The organism is Elusimicrobiota bacterium, assembly GCA_016182905.1.
Taxonomy (GTDB): Bacteria; Elusimicrobiota; Elusimicrobia; order UBA1565; family UBA9628; genus GWA2-66-18.
In genome coordinates this window covers 106448-123500 of record JACPFR010000010.1, presented here as the reverse complement: position 1 = coordinate 123500, position 17053 = coordinate 106448, and the positions used below count along the sequence as shown (strand labels likewise).

The 17053-nt window shown below is 68.9% G+C and carries 16 protein-coding genes; 1 reads left to right on the top strand and 15 read right to left on the bottom strand.

Annotated features, from left to right (window positions below):
* Positions 1-56: 56 nt before the first annotated feature.
* The gene (locus tag HYV14_04530) at positions 57-2117 is read right to left on the bottom strand and encodes a tetratricopeptide repeat protein (protein ID MBI2385263.1); all 2061 of its coding nucleotides are present in this window, start codon (positions 2115-2117) and stop codon (positions 57-59) included.
* A 37-nt stretch (positions 2118-2154) separates the two neighbouring features.
* Between HYV14_04530 and HYV14_04525 the strand changes: the two genes are divergently transcribed.
* Positions 2155-3498 (top strand): tetratricopeptide repeat protein, encoded by a 1344-nt coding sequence (locus HYV14_04525; protein ID MBI2385262.1) that lies wholly within the window; start codon positions 2155-2157, stop codon positions 3496-3498.
* Here HYV14_04525 and HYV14_04520 read toward each other — a convergent pair.
* Genes HYV14_04520 through HYV14_04455 form a run of 14 tightly spaced genes read right to left on the bottom strand, consistent with a single transcriptional unit; the run spans position 3459 to position 16969 of the window.
* Positions 3459-4616: a radical SAM protein gene (locus HYV14_04520; protein MBI2385261.1), complete on the bottom strand. Its 1158-nt coding sequence runs from the start codon at positions 4614-4616 to the stop codon at positions 3459-3461. The two genes, HYV14_04525 and HYV14_04520, sit on opposite strands and share 40 nt — an antisense overlap.
* The gene (locus HYV14_04515; protein MBI2385260.1) at positions 4594-5700 is read right to left on the bottom strand and encodes a radical SAM protein; all 1107 of its coding nucleotides are present in this window, start codon (positions 5698-5700) and stop codon (positions 4594-4596) included. Before HYV14_04515 ends, HYV14_04520 begins: the two co-directional genes overlap by 23 nt.
* Positions 5701-5718: 18 nt before the next feature.
* Entirely contained in the window at positions 5719-6237 is a 519-nt protein-coding gene (locus tag HYV14_04510; GenBank protein MBI2385259.1) for a hypothetical protein, read from the bottom strand.
* Between the two features lie 19 nt (positions 6238-6256).
* Positions 6257-7687 carry a His-Xaa-Ser system radical SAM maturase HxsB gene (gene hxsB, locus HYV14_04505; protein ID MBI2385258.1) on the bottom strand — a complete coding sequence of 477 codons (1431 nt, stop codon included), beginning with the start codon at positions 7685-7687 and terminating at the stop codon, positions 6257-6259.
* Positions 7680-8129, bottom strand: a complete 450-nt coding sequence (locus HYV14_04500; GenBank protein MBI2385257.1) for a hypothetical protein — start codon at positions 8127-8129, stop codon at positions 7680-7682. The genes hxsB (HYV14_04505) and HYV14_04500 overlap by 8 nt, the downstream gene beginning before the upstream one ends.
* The gene (gene hxsB / locus HYV14_04495) at positions 8126-9652 is read right to left on the bottom strand and encodes a His-Xaa-Ser system radical SAM maturase HxsB (protein ID MBI2385256.1); all 1527 of its coding nucleotides are present in this window, start codon (positions 9650-9652) and stop codon (positions 8126-8128) included. Before hxsB (HYV14_04495) ends, HYV14_04500 begins: the two co-directional genes overlap by 4 nt.
* A complete protein-coding gene (locus tag HYV14_04490) occupies positions 9652-10227 on the bottom strand; it encodes a hypothetical protein (GenBank protein MBI2385255.1) in 576 nt (191 codons plus the stop codon). Before HYV14_04490 ends, hxsB (HYV14_04495) begins: the two co-directional genes overlap by 1 nt.
* A gap of 57 nt (positions 10228-10284) precedes the next feature.
* Positions 10285-11526 (bottom strand): hypothetical protein, encoded by a 1242-nt coding sequence (locus HYV14_04485; GenBank protein ID MBI2385254.1) that lies wholly within the window; start codon positions 11524-11526, stop codon positions 10285-10287.
* Positions 11523-11924 carry a hypothetical protein gene (locus HYV14_04480; protein MBI2385253.1) on the bottom strand — a complete coding sequence of 134 codons (402 nt, stop codon included), beginning with the start codon at positions 11922-11924 and terminating at the stop codon, positions 11523-11525. The genes HYV14_04485 and HYV14_04480 overlap by 4 nt, the downstream gene beginning before the upstream one ends.
* On the bottom strand, positions 11921-12343 hold the full coding sequence (locus HYV14_04475) for a hypothetical protein (GenBank protein MBI2385252.1): 423 nt from the start codon (positions 12341-12343) through the stop codon (positions 11921-11923). The genes HYV14_04480 and HYV14_04475 overlap by 4 nt, the downstream gene beginning before the upstream one ends.
* The gene (locus tag HYV14_04470; protein ID MBI2385251.1) at positions 12340-13281 is read right to left on the bottom strand and encodes a radical SAM protein; all 942 of its coding nucleotides are present in this window, start codon (positions 13279-13281) and stop codon (positions 12340-12342) included. Before HYV14_04470 ends, HYV14_04475 begins: the two co-directional genes overlap by 4 nt.
* Complete coding sequence (locus HYV14_04465; protein ID MBI2385250.1) at positions 13274-14221, bottom strand: radical SAM protein; 948 nt, start codon at positions 14219-14221, stop codon at positions 13274-13276. The genes HYV14_04470 and HYV14_04465 overlap by 8 nt, the downstream gene beginning before the upstream one ends.
* Entirely contained in the window at positions 14218-15489 is a 1272-nt protein-coding gene (locus tag HYV14_04460; protein ID MBI2385249.1) for a radical SAM protein, read from the bottom strand. Before HYV14_04460 ends, HYV14_04465 begins: the two co-directional genes overlap by 4 nt.
* Positions 15482-16969: an aminotransferase class V-fold PLP-dependent enzyme gene (locus HYV14_04455; protein ID MBI2385248.1), complete on the bottom strand. Its 1488-nt coding sequence runs from the start codon at positions 16967-16969 to the stop codon at positions 15482-15484. The genes HYV14_04460 and HYV14_04455 overlap by 8 nt, the downstream gene beginning before the upstream one ends.
* Positions 16970-17053: the final 84 nt, after the last annotated feature.

Here is a 17053-nt window from a genome sequence, read left to right as displayed (position 1 = left end):
CACGATGGATGAAAGCCGCCTAGCCGGAGTATAACGTACTTGCGGCGCACGCGCAACTAGGTCGCGGCCGCCAGTATCGACCGGCTCTGCTCGGGAGAGAACAGCTCCGGCTCGAGCTCCAGCGCGCGCTTGAGATCCGCGGCTTGTCCGCGGACGTCGCCTCGCGCCGCGCGCGCCGCGGCCCGGACGAGGAAGGCCATGGCCGGGGCGTCGGGAGACGCGAGCGCCGCCTCGGCGTCGCGCTCGGCGCCGGCGCGATCCCCCAGCGCCCAGCGCGCGCGCGCGGCCAGGGCCCGGGCCGCGGTGTAGCGGGGATCGAGCTCGAGGGCGCGCTCCAGGGACTCGAGCGCCTCCTTCGGGCGCTCGAGCGCGGCCTCGAGCCGCGCCCGATCGACGAGATGCGTCACCGTCGTCGGAGCGAGCGCCGTCACGCGGCGCATCCGGGACAACGCCTCGCGCTTCAGCCCCCGCGCGGCAAGCAGATCGGCCAGGGCCTTATGAGCGCTCCACGCGCGCGGCGACAGCCGCGCCGCGGCTTCCAGGGCGCGCCGGGCGGCCGAAGTCCTGCCGAGCCGCGCCAACGCCTCGCCGCGCCAGACCCGCGGGTCCGCCTCTCCCGGCAGCTTCCTCGCCGCGACGTCGAATTCGGCGAGCGCCTCCTCGAAACGGCCCTCCGCGAGCAGGAGTCTCCCCCGCCAAGCCCGCAGCCAGCCGAGCTCGGGACGGGCGCGCAGCGCCTTCCTCAGGAGCGCGCGGCCGCGCGCGACCGTCTCAGCCGGAGCGCCGGGCGCCAGGCCCGGCCAGTCGAACTTCGGATCGGCCCGGCGCGCCGCGACGAGGTCCGCCGCGGCTCCCTCGATGTCCCCGGCTCCGAGCCGGGCCTTGAAGCGCTCGAAGCGGGCGAAGATATAGTCCGGATCGAGGAGCACGGCCCGGTCGAGATCCGCGCACGCCTCGCCGTGGCGTCCCGCCCGCACGAGCAAGGCGCCGCGCCAGGCGTAGGTGTAAGGATACCAGGGCATGAGCCGCCGCGCCGAATCGAAATCGGCGAACGCCGGCGCGGCGCGTCCGAGGCGCGCCAGCGCGGCGCCCCTCCAAGCCCGGATCCAGCCGCTGTCCGGCCCCAGCGCGACCGCGCGATCGAAGTCCGCGAGCCCGGCCTCGCCGCCGGCGGCGTTGTTGCGCGCGCGGCCGACGAGCGCCCTGATCCAGGCGATCCCGGGCGCGCGCCGCGCGGCGGCCTCGTAGTCCTGGAGCGCCTCCTCGTACCGGCAGATCCGCGGGTCGCGCTTGAGCTCGCCCCGCTCGGCGAGGAGCAGCGCCGACGGGCGCCGCGCGATCTCCCGGTCCAAGCGCCTGAGATAAGCGGGCGCGTTCGTCCAGGGATCGAACCCGAACTCAGGCAGAAGATAGGACGCCCCGACCTCGAGATCGCGGTCGCGCGCCCGGTGGCACGCCGCCTGCGCCTCGCCCGACCTCCCTTGCCGGTGGCGGCTGCTGCTGAGAAGAACGTGCCCGGCGGGGCTGCCGGGATCGGCGGCGACGGCCCGCTCGGCGGCGGCCGCCGCGCCCTCGAAATCGCCCCGGTGGAACAGCGCCGCGCCTTTCAGAAGCAGGAGGACATGGGGAGGACGGGCGAAACGCTCGAGCGCGGCGTCGAAGTCGCGGCCGGCCCGGGAGAAGCGCTTGAGCTCGAGACGCGCCAGCCCCAGCCACATCCGCGCGCGGCCGTCGGCGGGGTCGAGCGCCGCCGCGCGCTCGAGGCGCCTCGCCGCGCGGCCCGGAGCGGCGACGACGTCGAGTTCCCCGAGCCAGGCCAGGATCCGCGCGTCGCGCGGCGCCGCCGCCGCGGCCCGGGACAGGTCGACCCGCGCGCCCGGAAGGTCGCCGCGCAGGCGCCGCAGGCGTCCGCGCAAAGCGAGCTCGCGCGGCTTCCGAGCGCCGGCCAGCCGGCCCTCGAGCTCCGCGAGCTCGCGGGTGAACACGGCGCCGAAGGCCTTGAGCGCGCGCAGGCCGAGCCCGCGGGCGGGAGACATCGAGTCGGCCTCGTCGAGGACGTCGAGGTGGCCGAGGGCGTCCAGCGCCCTCTCCGTGGCGGCGAGGATATCCGGGCTCACGCTCACATCGTATAAAGTTTCTGCTAGACTTCGGTCCATGCGCGGAGAATCGCCCGTCGTGCACCGGCGTCTGAGAGAGGCCCGCGGGGCCCTGGACTCCGGGCGCCCCGCCGCCGCCTTGCCCCCGCTCGCTCGCGCCCTGGCCGAGGATCCCGCCTGCGCCTACGCCTGGTTCCTGCGCGCGGGCGTGCGCGTCCTGCTGCGGGACCGGCGCGGGGCCGAGGCCGACCTCGACGCGCTCGGACGCCTGCCCGCGTCCGCGATCGTGCGCTACCGCGAGTTCGACGCGCCTGCGGCGCTGCGCTGGCCCTCCTATCCGGCCGCCGTGGACCGGCTTCTGGCGCGGCGCGGGGCGCCCGCATGGGGGTTCGTCCTGCGCGCCTTCGCCCTGCGCGAGTCGCACCGTTTCCCCGAGGCCGTCGCCGCGATGGAGCGCGCGGTCGCCGCGGCCCCGCGCGACGCGGGCCTGCGCGGGCTGCTGTCGCGCGTGCGCTTCGTCAACCGCTTCCCGAAGAAAGGCCTCTCCGACCTGAACGCCGCGCTGCGCCTCGATCCCTCCTGCGGCTGGCTCCATGCCTGGAAGGGCGAGGCCCTGCGCCACCTGGGACGCCCGGACGAGGCGCTGGCGGCGCTGGAGAAGGCGATCGCCCTCGACCCGAGCTACTTCCGCGCCTTCGCCTGGCGCGGCGGCATCCGCGCCTCCCGGGGGAGCCGCGCGCTCGCGCTGGCCGACCTCGATCGCGCGCTGTCCGCCGCGCCGCCGGGGGAGCCGAGCCTTTCCTGGATCTACAACGAGCGCATGCGCGTCCGCCGCGCGCTGGGCGACGTCGCCGGCGCGCTCGCCGACCTCAACGCCGCGCACGCCCTCAACAGCCGCTACGGCTGGTCGCGGCCGGGCGGAAGCGACTTCGACGCCGCCGACGCGGAGCTGAGCCGTTTCCTGCGCCGCCGCCCGAGGCACGCCTGGGCGCGCGCCTGGCGCGGCTGGACCCGCCTGGAGGCGGGGCGCCCGGCCGAGGCGCTGGCCGACCTCGGCTCGGCTCGCCGCGCCTGGCCGCTGGTCTGGCGCGGACGCGCGCGCCTGATGCTCGGCGACCGCGCCGGCGCGCTGCGCGACTTCACGCGCGCCGTCGGCGCCGACGAGAGCTACGCGCCCGCCTGGGCCTGGCGCGGGGGCGCGCGCCGGTCGCAATCCGATCTGAGCCGCGCCATCGCCCTCGATCCGATCCTCGCCTGGGCCTGGGCCTGGCGGGGCGAGCTGCGCCTGGGCGAGGGCCGCCTGAAGGAAGCCCTGAACGACGTGGAACGGTCGCTCACGCTCAATCCGTCGTACCCGGAGGCTCAGCTGATCCGGCAGCGGATCATCGCTTCCTTGAAGTAGGCGCGCATCACCGGGTCGCTCTTCGCGGCGAGCGCCGCCCGTTCCATGAAGGCGCGCGCCATCTCGGTGCGCCAGCGATAGGGATCGTTGCCCTCGTTCACCGCCGGATCGCGGTAATAATCCGAGGTGCAGGTCCTGCACGGATCCGAGGCCAGGTCGAAGGTGCAGTCCCGGTAGCGTTCCGGCACGCCTTCCGCGGCGCTCCCCACCTTCGCTCTCTCGCGGCCTTCCCGATCCACGAACGCGAAGGGGTAGAAAGAAAAGTTCCCGTCGGGATAAGTCTCCATGGAAGAATGGAACGGGCACCAATCCTCGAGGACGACGGCCTCCTTGAGCATGAGCGGCACCAGGGAGCAGACCACGAAGCGGAAGCGGCCCTCGTGAGCCTCCTGCCAGATCCACTCGAACACCTTCCGCAGCATCGGACGGAAATGCCGCTTCGCGTCCTTCCAGCCGAAGCCGTGGATCACCTCGATCTCGATGTTCTCGAAGCCGAGTCCGGCGAGCGTCTTGAAGTTGTCGAGCATCTTCTCGACGTTGTCGGGGTGCACGCACTGGATCGCCATCGCGCGGCGCCTGCCGATCGTGTCGAAGATCGCCGGCAGGGCGGGCAGCATCTTCTTCCACGAGCCGCCGCCCCCCTTCAGCACGCGGCGCTTGTCGTGAGTCTGCTCGTCGCCGTCCATGCTCACGGAGATGAAGAAGCGCTGCGCGGCGAGGAATTCGAGCCATTCCCTCTTGATCGGCAGGCCCGCGCTCGTGCAGATGGACAGGTCGAGGTCCTTGCCCGCCTTGAGGGCCTCCGCGCGCGCGAACAATGAGATCTCGCGCACGATCTCGAAGTTCATGAACGGCTCGCCGCCGTACAGCAAAAGCTTCTTGACCTGGCCCGGCGAAGACAGCTGGAAGCGGACGAGGTTCTCGACGTGCTTCCAGGCGATGGTCTCGCCGGAGTCCTTGTCGATGAAGCAGTACTCGCAGCGCAGCGGGCACGCGGTGTTGATCGCCACCTTGAAGCGGCGGATCTCCTTGTTCGACGCGAGGCCCCGCGCGCGCAGACGCTCGAGCGCCTTGGGCCCGTAGGCGGCGTCCAGATCAGACGACGCGGACGCGGACATAGAGCTCCTGGAACTGCGGATGGTCCTGGCACGAGTCGACGAGCTCGGAGAGCCCCTCGGCGAAGACGGCGGCGACGCGCCGGAAGTTGGCCAGCGCCGCGTCGGGGTCGCGTCCCGCGATGCGGGCGTGGGCGACGACGCCGATCGGGCAGAAGACCTCCTGGTCCCCGCCGCCTCGCCGCTCGATCCAGTCCACGAAGCCGTCGATCTGCTTCGCGGCGCCGTCCCAGTCCATGCCCGTCCCCGGGGAGCCGGCGCGCAAGGCCGGGGCGGTCCCGACGGGGAAGGAGAGGGCTTTGTCGCAGGAGTAGTATTTCCCGTCGGGCCCGAGCGTCATGTTGTGGCAGGAGTGCCACCAGCGCTCGCCGGCGCGGTTGTGCTCGAGGGACTCGAGGACGGCGAAGAGGATCTGCAGCTGCGGCGCGCGCGCGCCGGAGTCGAGGACGGCCTTGTACCAGCGCGCCAGGCCGGAGAGGGCCTTGCGCATAACGGCGATCTTGGCCTCCGGCCAGACCTCGTACAGCTCGGGATTGAAGGTGATGCGGCCGAAGCCCGCGCGGTAGAAGGCGTCGACGTTGCTGAGCAGGCGGTCGACGGTGTGCGCGGTGAAGACCAGGCTCACGCCGAGGTTCGACTTGTCCAACGGCGCCAGGCGGGCCATCACGTCGTCGTGGACGGAACGCTCCTTCGTCTTGAAGTAGACCCGGTGCTTGTCGTTGTCCTCCTTGCGCCCGTCGAGGCTGATCGTGCAGTGGACGCCGACGTCCCGCATGAACGCGGCCTTCTCCGGGGTGAGCAAGGTGCCGTTGGTGAAGGTCTGCAGGACCGCCCGCTCTCCGGCCTTCTCGCGCGCGTAGCGCGCTGCCTTCACGAACAGGGGCCAGTCGAGGAGCGGCTCGCCCCCGATGAAGGTGATCTTCCGCTCCTCCGGGGGCAGCTTCGAGCAGAACTCGTCGATCGCCGCCTTGATCTGCTCGAAGCCGAGGCGGGCGCCGGGACCTTGGTTGACCGCTACGTAGCAATAGCTGCAGGCCAAGTTGCAGCTATCGGACAGGTAGACGGCCAGATGATCGAGTTTCCCCATACGCCCATACGCGGGCCCTTAGCAGCGCGGATTACACCAGCCGCCGCGGCAGTGGGAGCCGTGCGAGCCGTGGGACCCGTGCGAGCCGTGGGACCCGTGCGAGCCGTGGGACCCGTGCGAGCCGTGGGACCCGTGCGAGCCGTGCGAGCCGTGGGACCCGTGGGACCCGTGCGAGCCGTGCGAGCCGTGGGACCCGTGCGAGCCGTGCGAGCCGTGAGACCCGTGGGACCCGTGCGAGCCGTGCGAGCCGTGAGACCCGTGGGACCCGTGGGACCCGTGCGACCCGTGCGAGCCGTGGCTCGTATGGGAGCCCGTGCCGCCGGAGTTGTGCAGGTAGTTCGAGTGCGCGGCCGGAGCGGGCGTCGCCTTGAGCAGGGCCGCGCCGATGATGCCGAGCGCCGCCGCCGTCTTGATGACGTTCTCCTTCGTGATCTTGCCTTCCTCGGAGCTCAGGAACACCGAGGCGTCCTTCTTGATCTGAGGCAACAGCTGGGGCTTCTTCGACTTCTTCCCCTTCTTCGGAGTCTTCTTGGCCATGCTCTATCCCTCCGCGGCGCTACCGCGATTTATACTCGAGCCAGGACTCAAGGACCTTCCTGGCCTCCGGATCCTGCAGCTTCGTGAAAACGACGTCGAAAAGCCCCATCATCTTCTCGCACCAGCCGTTGTCCGGCATGCGGCCGAAGACGCCGCCCTGCGTGCCCTGGTTGTACACCGGCAGGACGCTGCAGAAAGGGTTGTACGCGCAGTGGAAGCACATCGGCTGGGCGTTCGAGCTCGAGGCGAGCAGGCTCGCGCGCACCGTCGGGTGGTCCAGGAAGTCGGAGAACGCCGAGGTCGCGGCGTGGCCGATCTTGAAGAACTCGTCGCCCTCGTTGGCGAGCAGGCGGCCCTCCTCGCAGGTGTAGACCGAGCCGTCGTGGTCGTAGGCCAGGCGCGCCACGCCGTCGGCGTTGGGAAAGCGCCAGTGGCCGCCCTCGAGGATGCGGATGATGAAGATGAGCGCCATCTTCTCGTACGCCTTCACGCCCTTCTTGTTGAGCGCGATGATGTAGTCGAGCGCGTCCGAGTAGAACTCGACGAACTCCGCCGAGGAGTAGCCGATCGTGCCCCAGCTCTTCTTGGCGAAGCCGATCGGGTCGAGCGGGCCGAACTGGATGCGCTCCAGGCCCAGCGCGACCAGCTGATCGACGATCTCCGGCGCGCGGCCGAGCGAGTGCCGGGTGATCGTGCAGATGGCGTTCGGCGTGTCCGTCTTCGCGCCGGCCGCCTTGCGCGCGAGGACCTTCTGGAGGCCGACCAGCACGCTCTCGTGGCTGTTGCCGCCGAGATAGATCCGGTTCTTGTCGTGCAGGTCCTTCGGGCCGTCGAGCGAGGTGCAGAAGGAGACGCCGTTGGCGACGAGGAAATCGATCTTCGCGTCGTCGAGCAGGCTGAAGTTGGAGATGAGCCCGAAGTGCAGGGCGCGCTTGTGATGCTTGTTCTTCTCGCGCGCGTACTGCACGATGAACTTGACGACCGGCCAGTTGAGCAGCGGCTCGCCGCCCTGGAACTCGATCATCAGGTTCGGGTTGGGGCTCTGGAAGATCAGGTCGACGACCGCCTTCGCGGTCGCGACGCTCATGTCCTTGTCGGTCCGCTCCTGGCCGACGACGCTCGCGTGGCAGTACAGGCACTTGAAGTTGCAGCGCAGCGTGACGACGACGGTGTGGACGTTGGGGCCCTTCCAGTCGAGCAGGTTGCGGGCCACGGTGCGGTCCGCCAGATGGCCGAACTCGTGCTGGTCGCGGATGAAGTCCTTCTTGACGAGCTCCGGCGTCTCGTGACGGCCGGCGAGGTACGACGCGTAGTCGGCGGGCGAGAGGAGCGCGTGCTCGCCGACGTCGTTGGTGATCAGGACGGAGGAGCCGACCGTCCGGGCGTTGTGGGCCGCGACCTTCGACGGCGAGGCCTCGAGGACGCCGGCGGGCTCCGTCAGCCTAGACACCCGCGTCCTCCTTCACCGGCGGCAGGACCGTGCCCTGGTCCGGGATCTTCCTCGGCATCGTGCGGGCGACCTCGGCCTCCGCGTTCCTGACCAGGTCCGCGACGAGCTTCTTGAACTCGGGCGTCCCCTCCGCGGCGGGCGCGGCGGCGGGCGTCTCGCCGCCGCGCGCGGCCATCAAGGTCTGCGTCACGATCAGGCTCGAGATCTTCGAGTTGAAGCGGCCGACGAGGAAGCGGTACTCCTGGTTCAGAAGCTCGTTGCCGAACTCCCCGGCCAGCGCGGCCAGCTGGGCCTGGTCGACGCCGCGGCGCTTGGCCTCGATCGTGACCGTGTAAGCGGACTTCGATTCCTCGAGATAGACGTTGATCTTGTTCGAGAGGACCTGCGCCGCGATGAGCAGCGCGTCCTTGGAGTAGATCTTCTTCGACAGCGTCCTCTTCATCGCACGACCTCCGGTTCGCCGGCGGGGACGTTCCCGCTCTCCTGCCAGCGGCACTGGTCCCGCTCGAGCCACTTGTCCATCACCTTGCGCGCGCGCGGGTCGCGCAGCTTGCGGAAGATCACGTCGAAGACGCCCATGTGGGAGACGCACCAGCCGCTCGTGGGCATCTGGCCGAAGACGCTCTTCTGCGTCTCGTAATGAAAGACGGGCTCGACGCCGCAGTACGGCTTGTACGCGCATTGCTGGCACATCGGCTGGTTGTCGAGCGTGGACGCGGTCACGCAGGCGCGCGTCGTCGGGTGGTCGATGACGGAGAGCCAGTCGTTCTTGGCCACGTCGCCGACGTTGAAGATCGGGTCGCCCTGGTGGTCCACCATGCGCCCCTCGTCGCTGACGAAGATCTGCCCGTTGTAGTTGTACGCGAGGCAGCCGAGCACCGCGCCCGCGGGCGAGCGCAGGTCCATGAAGCCGGGGTCCTCGCCCTTGACGATCTTGCTGAGCAGGATCAGGGCCATGCGCTCCATGATGTCGGATTTGCCGGAGACGTTGAGGTCGATGATGTAGTCGAGCGTATCCTCGTAGAAGCGGACGAACTCATCGGCCTCGTAGCCGACGTCCTTCCACACGCGCTTCGCGTAGCCGATCGGCGACAGCGGCCGCAGGAATATCTGCTCGAGGCCGAGCTTCACGTACAGGTCGACGATCTGCGGGCCGTAGTCGAACGAGAACCGCGTCGTCGTCATCAGCGCGCCCGGGAGGTAGTACTTCTTCTTCGGGTCGGCGCTGCAGCGCTCCTGGATCTTCTCGAGCCAATGCACGACCTTCGGCTGGGCCTCGCCGCCGCCGAGGAACGGGCGATTCTTATTATGCAGCTCCGCCGGTCCATCGAGGGAGGTGCAGATCGAGACGTGATGGTCGAAGAGGAAGTCGAGCTTGTCCTCGGTCATCAAAGTGAAGTTGCAGACCAGCGCCATCAGCAGCTTGCGGTCGCCGGCCTTCGCCTTCGCCTGCGCGTACTCCGTGATGAACTTCACGACCGGCCAGTTCAGCAGCGGCTCGCCGCCCTGGAACTCGATGCAGACCGTCGGGTTCGGCGTCGAGAAGATGAAGTCGACGGTCTTCTTGGCCGTCGCGATGTCCATGTCGGTGTCGGTGCGCGACGGGTCGACGACGCTCGAGTGGCAGTACTGGCATTTCTGGTTGCAGCGCAGCGTCACGACGATCATGTGCAGGCTCGGCCCGGGGAACCACTGGAACGAGCTCTTCTTGACCACGTTCGCGGCCAGCTGCCGGAAATCGAGGCGGGCCTTCAGGAAGCCGCGGCTCTCGAGCTCGGGGTAGAGAGGATCGGCGGGCTCGACCTCGCCGGCCATGAAGCGGTGAAAATCCTCCGTCGACACCATCAGGAACTGGCCCCAGTCGTTCGTCAGCAGATGCCAGCCGCCCATGTCGCGGAAGTTGAACGCGGAAAGGTTCCCCGTCTCGACGGCGGCGCCCTTCGCCAGCGCGGTGAGGCGGCTCATCAGGCCTTGTTCCCCTGCTCCTGCTTTTCTTCCCACGAGGCCTTGATGCCCTTCGGGTCCAAGACGGACTTCTTCTCGTTCATCGTCTTGATCTCGGACTCGACCTCCGCGATCAGCTTCTCGATCTCGGCGCGCTGATCGTCGGTCAGCTCCTCGGCGGCGGGCTCCGGCGCCGCCTGCGCGGCGGACGGCGGCGGCACGGTCCCGTTGGCGATGAGCACGGCCTGCTCCGCGACGAACTCGCGGATGGGAAGATTGTTCTTGGAGATGGCCCAGCGGACCTTCTGCGAGGCGAGGTCGGACAGGAATTCGTCGGCGAGCGCCTTGGGCTTGACCGCCTTCGGATCCTTCGCGCGAAGGGTCACGACGACCTTCGCGGCGCGATCGCCCGACAGCGCGACGTAGGCCTTGTCCATCATCAGATAGGCGGCGCCGAAGACGGGCTCGAGACCGTCGGTCTTCACGTCGAGGGATATCTCGACTTCGGCGGCGGAGATCTTGGGAGCGGCGGCGGAGGGCTTCTTCTTCGGCGAAATCTTGGAGGCTTTTACGGCGGTTTTCTTCTTTGATTTCATTCCAAATCCTGAACTATTAGGGAAGGCTGCGGCCTTCGCGAAAGTGTAGCAGGATAGTCACACCATGTCAACACTCCATTTATTCAACAGATTCAAGCATTTTTCGTCATTCAGGCTTTCCAAAATACGGTCCATTATTCCCATCTGGACCGAGCACGCGGCGCTCGACGGCGTCTGCCCCCAGAGGCTGCCTTGTTGTTTTTTATTGATCGAGGGCGGCACCGCGCAGAACGGCCGGTACGCGCACTGCGAGCACAGAGGCTGATCGTCGGGGTGGCTCGCGGCGATCACCGCGCCGGTCGCGGGAAGGCCGGGGAGGTCGCGGTAGCGCAAGGTCGCGATCGAGCCGAGCGCGAGCTCCGCGTCGCCGGCCGCCTCCTCCGAGGCGTACACCGTCCCCGCCCCGTCGTACGCGAGCTGCTCGAGGACGTCCATGCCGGGCAGGTCCCACAGCCGTCCGCCGAGAAGGCCGAGGACCCACTCGTCGCGCAGGTTGACGCCCTCCCCATGCTCGACCAGCCAGGAGAGGAAGCCGGAGTGGAACTCCGCGAAGGCCGCCGCGCCTTCCTCGTCGAGGGACGCGGGGATCAGGCGCGCCGATTCGAAGCCCCACTTCTCGAACCACCGCGCCCACGCCGCCGGCTCCGCGGCGCCGGAGCCGAGGCGCGCGAGCGCGCGCTGCGCGCGGAAGGCCGGAGCCTTGCCCATGTCGGGCTTCCCGTCGAGCTCGAGGACGGCGCGGCGCGTCACGCCGTGCGAGCGGAGGAAATCCGCGCGATCCGGCGACATCGTCCGCGCCCGCGCGATCAGGAACACCGGGCGCCGCGACCACTCGCCCTTGCGCCGGGCGTACTGCACGATGAACCAGACCACGGGCCAGACCGCGTCCGCGTCGTCGAAGACGAGCTCGAGCGTGAGCTGCGGCCCCGGGCAGGAGAAGACGAAGTCCACCGTCGCGCGCGCCGCGTCGAGATCCATCGCGCCGGCGGCGCCGTCGAGCAGAAGGACATGCAAGCCCGGGCCCTTCCACGAAAGCAGGCCCCGCTCGAACTGGCGGCGGGCGGCGGCGTCGAAGTCGAAGGCCCCGGCCAGGAAGCCGCGCGGCTGCAGGACCGGCCACAGCGGGTCCGACGGCCCGATCCCGGCGACGAAGCGGTCGTACTCCGGACGCGTCAGCAGCGCCCATCGCCCGTGCTCGTCGGCGATCAGCACCTTCTCGCCCAGGAGGCGATACTGGTGAGGCGCGGCCGCGCCGGCCCGCGCCTTCGGCGGCTTTTCGAACGAGGTGAGCCTGCTCACTTCATGCTCCGGGCCTGAGCCAGCAGCTCCGCGAGGTCCCGCGCGCGGTCGGCCTTCACCTGAGGCTCGAGCTCCTCGAGCGGGTCGGCGGGAACAGCCGGGAAGCCCTTGGCGAACAGCGGGGCGAGCACGGCCTGGGTCAGGGGCGCGTTCGCGCGCACGACCCGCTGGCGGTACTCGTGGTTCAGGGCCTCGTTGAGGAACTCCCCCCCGAGCGCGAGCAGCCGTTCCGGAGGGAGCTTCGCGGCCGGCTTGATCTCGACGGAGAACGCCGACTTCGTCTCGGCGACGAACACCTGGGCGCGCGTGCCCAGCGTCAGCGCTCCGGCCGCGAGCGCCTCGGCGCCGTACAGCGGCTTGCCGAGCGTGAGGACGACGGCGCCCCTTGAGATCCTCATCGGTCCTTCCGGGATTCTTCCCACGGCACCGTGATGCCCAGCGGATCCCGCGGGCCCGTGTCGGCGTCGGCCTCGGCCAGCAGGGCCGCGATCTCGGCCTTCTGCTCCGGCGTCAGCGAGGCCGGCGGCGCCTCGGCGCGGCCGCCCGCCGCCTCGGCCAGCAGCAGGGCGCGGCGCAGGGTCTCCGCGCGCAGGCCGAGGCCGTCCCGCGTCAACGACCAGCGCAGGACCTGGTTCGCGTACTCGCGGCGGAACGCCGCCGCCAGGGCCGCGGGCTTGGCCTTCTTCTTGGGCCAGAGCTCGACCGCCCCGCCCTTTCCCTTGCGGCTCACGAGGACGTACGCGTCCTCCGTCATGACGTAGGCCGCCCCCAGCAGGGCCTCCTCGTCGACGGACGGCAGGCGCACGAGGGCCTTCACGCCGCGTCCACCGGGTGGAAGGGATCGCCGGTCAGGGTCACCGCGCGCGGCTCGACGATGGGGGCGATGTCGGGCGCGCCCATGTGCTTGATGTAGCTGCGATGGACGCCGACGCACTGGGCCTTGTACGCGCACTTCGTCCGGCAGCCCTCCTGGTACGTCACCTTGAACCCCGCGAGCGTGTTCCAGACGAAGGGCCACAGCCGGGTCGGCACCGTGCACAGCGAGAAGTGGTAGAGGCGGGCGTCCTTGAAGCGCTTGAGCTTCTCGTAGTTGCGGTCGAGATGAGCGGAGCACTCGGACTGCGTGAACTTCAGCTGGCCCTTGTACTGCTCCGCGAAGCCCTCGATCTCCTCGAACAGGAAGACGACGCGGTCGACCCATGGGAACTCGGCGAGCAGGAAGTCCAGCAAGCCGTCGAGGTAGCGCGCCTGCACCTTCGTCATGATGATCCGGATCTCGACGAGCTGTCCGGGCTTGCGGTGCCGCTGAAGGTGACGCAGGCCGAGCGTCGTCTGAGCGAAGCTCCCGGGGGTGCGAGAGGTGCTCTCGTGCGTCGCCGCCGTCGGGCCGAACATCGGCACCGCGATCTCGAACGGGTGCTGGCCGATGCCGCAGGTCCGCCGCGCGAAATCCTCGTAGGCGAACATGCGCCCGTTGCTGAGCAGGCGGATCAGGTTCCGCGGGAACTCGGTGCGGATGTGGGCGAGCAGCTTCAGGAAATCGGGGTGGTTCGTCGGCTCGCCGCCGGTCAGGTTGAAGTAGTCGCGCTCCTCGTCGAACTTGACGAAGGTGCGCAGGCCGGACTTGTAGTCGGCCAGCTTCTTCTTGAGCTCGTTGAGGGAATACTTGTCCGTCGTGTGCCGGAAGCCCTCGACCGGGTTCGAGCAGAACACGCACGCGATATTGCATTGAGGCCAGATCGGGAAGTCAGGCATGGACCAGGGGCTTGAGCTCGTCGTCTCCGACGCGCTTGAGGTACTCGTTCCAGACGCCCTCGCAGCGGTCGAACAGCGAGCAGCCGGCGCATTTCGCGGGCTTGCTGCGGCCGGCGACCGCGCGGCCCGCCCCGACGTCGTCGTTCTTGAAGTCCGGGGCCCAGTGGCGCGTGCGGAAGGTCGCGACCTCGCGGATCTCCGAGATCTGGTCGAGGTGGTCCGGGAAGTGGCACAGCGGGACGTAGCGGGCGACGAAGTCCTTGGTCCCCCCGGCGCGGCCGATGTCGAGCGCTTCTCTCATAAACGGAGCTGCGTCGGAGATACGGGGCACCAGGCCGTTGAAGTTGGTGTAGGCGCCGCCGTAGGTCGGGTCGACGAAGATATACTCGACGTGGTGTATCTTGAGCTTCAAAAAAAGCCGGGCTATGTCCGGCAGGTGCCTCATGTTCTGCTTGATGACCGTGCAGTTCCCGAAGATGCGCTCCAGGCCCTCCTTCCGGACGTTCTCGATGCCCTTCAGGAGGTCGTCGAACGAGCCCTCGGCGTACGTCAGCTCGTCGTGCAGCTTGGCGTCGTGGCCGTGGACGGAGAAAACGAGGTCGGTCACTCCCGCCGCGACGGTCTCCTTCGCGAACTCGGGATACGCGAGCATGCGGCCGTTGGTCACGACGACGATGTCCTTGAAGCCGAGCTTCTTGGCGGTCTTGACCAGCGGGATGAAGTCCCGGCGGATGGTCGTCTCGCCGCCGATCATCTCGAGGTACTCGACGCCCTGGGCTTTGGCCTGGACCATCTCCTCCACGATCTGGCGCGTGGACTTGTCCGGCAGGTCGCGCTTGTTGAGGTCGATGCAGAAGTGGCAGTGGCTGTTGCAGGAGAAGCCCGTGAAGAGCACCAGCTTCTGCGTGCGCCCGCCCTGCGGCGGCGTCCAGTCGCTCATGAGCGGAGCTCCCCTTTCAGCGACCACAGGTACTTGCCCTTCACGAACTCGCGCGCGACGACGCCCATCTTGATCAAGGTCTCCGCGGCGTGGATGACCGCGTTCTCGTCCTTGCAGTCCTTGCACAGCGGGAGGGACTCGGCCACGGCGAGGAACTGCTTGGTCGTGACGTTGTTCTTGATCTTGAGGACCTCGAGCACGCACTGCTCGTTGTCGGTCAGGACGCCGCCGCGGCCCTCGTGCTTCTCCATGCGCGGCGCGCGGGCGTCGTAGCGCTCGGGGACCTCGAGGATCGGCTTGATCTCGTCGGTGCCGAAGTAGCGCGCGTAGCTCGCGTCCCAGCCGATGCAGCGGTCGTTGTAGACGCACTTCTTGCACTCGTCGGTCTTCATCGTGTGCGCCTGCGCCGTCTGGTCGAGGTCGCGCTTCTCGCCCAGAGGATTGACGACCATCGTGTTGAAGGCGGACCAGCCCAGCATCTGCTGCTCGTAGCCGGGCAGGACGCAGGGCGTGAAATGGAGGAGGAGAGGAGGCTTCGGGTAGTTGATCTTGGTGAAGACCTCGTAGGCCTTCTTGATGTACGGCGCGATCTCCGTCATCGTCACGCCGATCTTGGCGCCGACCTTCGCGTTGAGCTTCATGTTGCCCTCGTACAGGGGCGCGATGATCACGAAGTTCGACAGCTGGAGCTTGAGCAGGAACAGCTCGTAGAACTCGACCAGATGTCTATAGTTCAGCTCGTTCAAGACGATGTTGACGCCGATGCCGACGTTCAGTTTTTTGAGGTTCTCGATCGAGCGGAGATTCTTCTCGAAGGCGCCGGGAACGGCCACCAATCTGTCATGGAGCTCGGCCGTGTGGCCGTGCAGCGAGTACTTCACGAAGGTCAGTCCAGCGTCCCTGAGCGTCTTCGCGTACTCGTAATCCGCGATGCGGATCCCGTTCGTCTGGATGCGCACGTAGCCGTAGCCTATCTTCTTGGCCAGCGCGATGAGCTTGGGGAGTTCCGGCCGGATGGTCGGTTCACCGCCGGTGAAGCCCAGGCGGCGATAGCCGTTCTTGTAAGCCATGTACATGAACTCCACGGCCTTCTCAAAGGGCAGGTCGTTGGGCTCCTTGCGCCACTCGAAGTCCTGGGAGCAGAACAGGCATTTCGCCGAGCAGTTGTAGTTGAGCAGGATGTCGAAGCACTTCGTGCCGTCGAAGCTCTCGCGGTCGATCCGCTCGAGCTTCGGCAGCTCCGTCATGATCCGGGGAGCGTCAGCCACCGCAGGCCTCCCGGATGTACGCGCGCGCCGCGTCGATGAAGAGGTCGACCTCGGCGGCGGTGTTGTACGCGCCGAGAGAGGCGCGCGCCGTCGCGTCGACGCCGAGCCGCCTGTGCTGCAGGTGCGCGCAGTGCTCCCCGACGCGGATCGCGATGAAGCGCCCGGGCAGCTCGTGGTTCAGGAAAAGGTTGAAGTCCACCGGGGAGAAGTCGTCGTGCGCGGCCGCGAAGGTCACCAGGCTGCCCTTCTCCAGGTCCTCGACCCGCCCGAGCACGCGGACCGCGTCGAGCTTCGCCAGCCCCTCGGCCAGGCGCCGGACGAGGCCGCCGACGTGGGCGCGCAGCCCCGCGGCGGGCAGGGATCCGCGGACCTCGAGCGCCTCGTGCAGGCCGATCGCCCCCCCGAAGTTCTGCACCCCGGCCTCGAAGCGCCCGGGCGCGTCGAGATAGACGGGCACGGGCGCGCTCACCAGGTCCCAGGAGACCGACTTCACGGTCCCTCCGCCGAGCTTCCAGGTCCTGAGGCGGTTGAGCTCGGTCTCGTGGCCCCACAGGACGCCGACGCCGAAGGGCCCGCCGAGCTTGTGCGCGGAGAACGCGACGAAGTCCGCGCCGAGCGTGGACACGTCCTCGCGATGGGTGCCCAGGTACTGAGCGTCGTCGACGAAGACCTTGACGCCCTTGCGGCGCGCCAGCTTCGCGGCCTCCGCGACGGGGACGACGCCCCCCATCACGTTGGACGCGTGCGTGATCGCCAGCAGCGCGGTCCGCTCGTCGAGCATCGACGCCAGGCGGTCGAGGTCGAGCCGCCCCTCGTCCGTGGGGCAGATCGAGAGCTCCAAGCGGCCCGCTCGAGCTGCTTCCATGAACGGGAGCGCGACGGCGTTATGCTCGAGGTCGGTGATGACGACCTTGCGGCGCTCGGCGTCGAACGGGAAGGCGCCGCAGACGATGTTCGCCGCCTCGGTCGTGCCGGAGGTGAAGACGATCTCGTTGGGGGTCTCGGCGTTCAGGAACGAAGCGGCGGAACGCCGCGCCTCTTGAAACCAGTCCTCGACCTGCTGGCTCAGCAGATGCGTCGAGCGCTTCCCGCCGCAGCCGCCCCAGTTCGCGTAGAAGTCCGCGAGGCGCGCGGCGACGCGGGCGGGCTTGAGCGCGGTGCACGCGCTGTCGAGGTAGACGAGACGCTTGCCGCCGATCTCCCGGCCGAGGGCCGGGTAGAGGGCGCGGACGGCCTCGACGTCGAAGGCGGCCGCGGCCGCGGAGGCGGGAGTCAGGGGAGGACCGCCTTGACCAGCGGCATGGGCTTGAGCTCGCCGTAGATCTCGAGATAGTCGCGGCGCGGGCCCGGGCAGGCCTCGCGCATCACGCAGCCGTCGCAGTCGGCGATCTGCTGCTTCTCCGCGAGGTGGACGCCGGGCTTGTGCTCGCGCATCTTCCGGTAATCGGCGTGGTGCTCCCGGTGGTCGATGACGAAGCACACCGGGATGTGGTCCACGTCGAAATCGACGCCCTTCTCGCCGCAGGCCTTGAAGGCGGCGTTGAGGAACGGGGCGGCCTCCTCG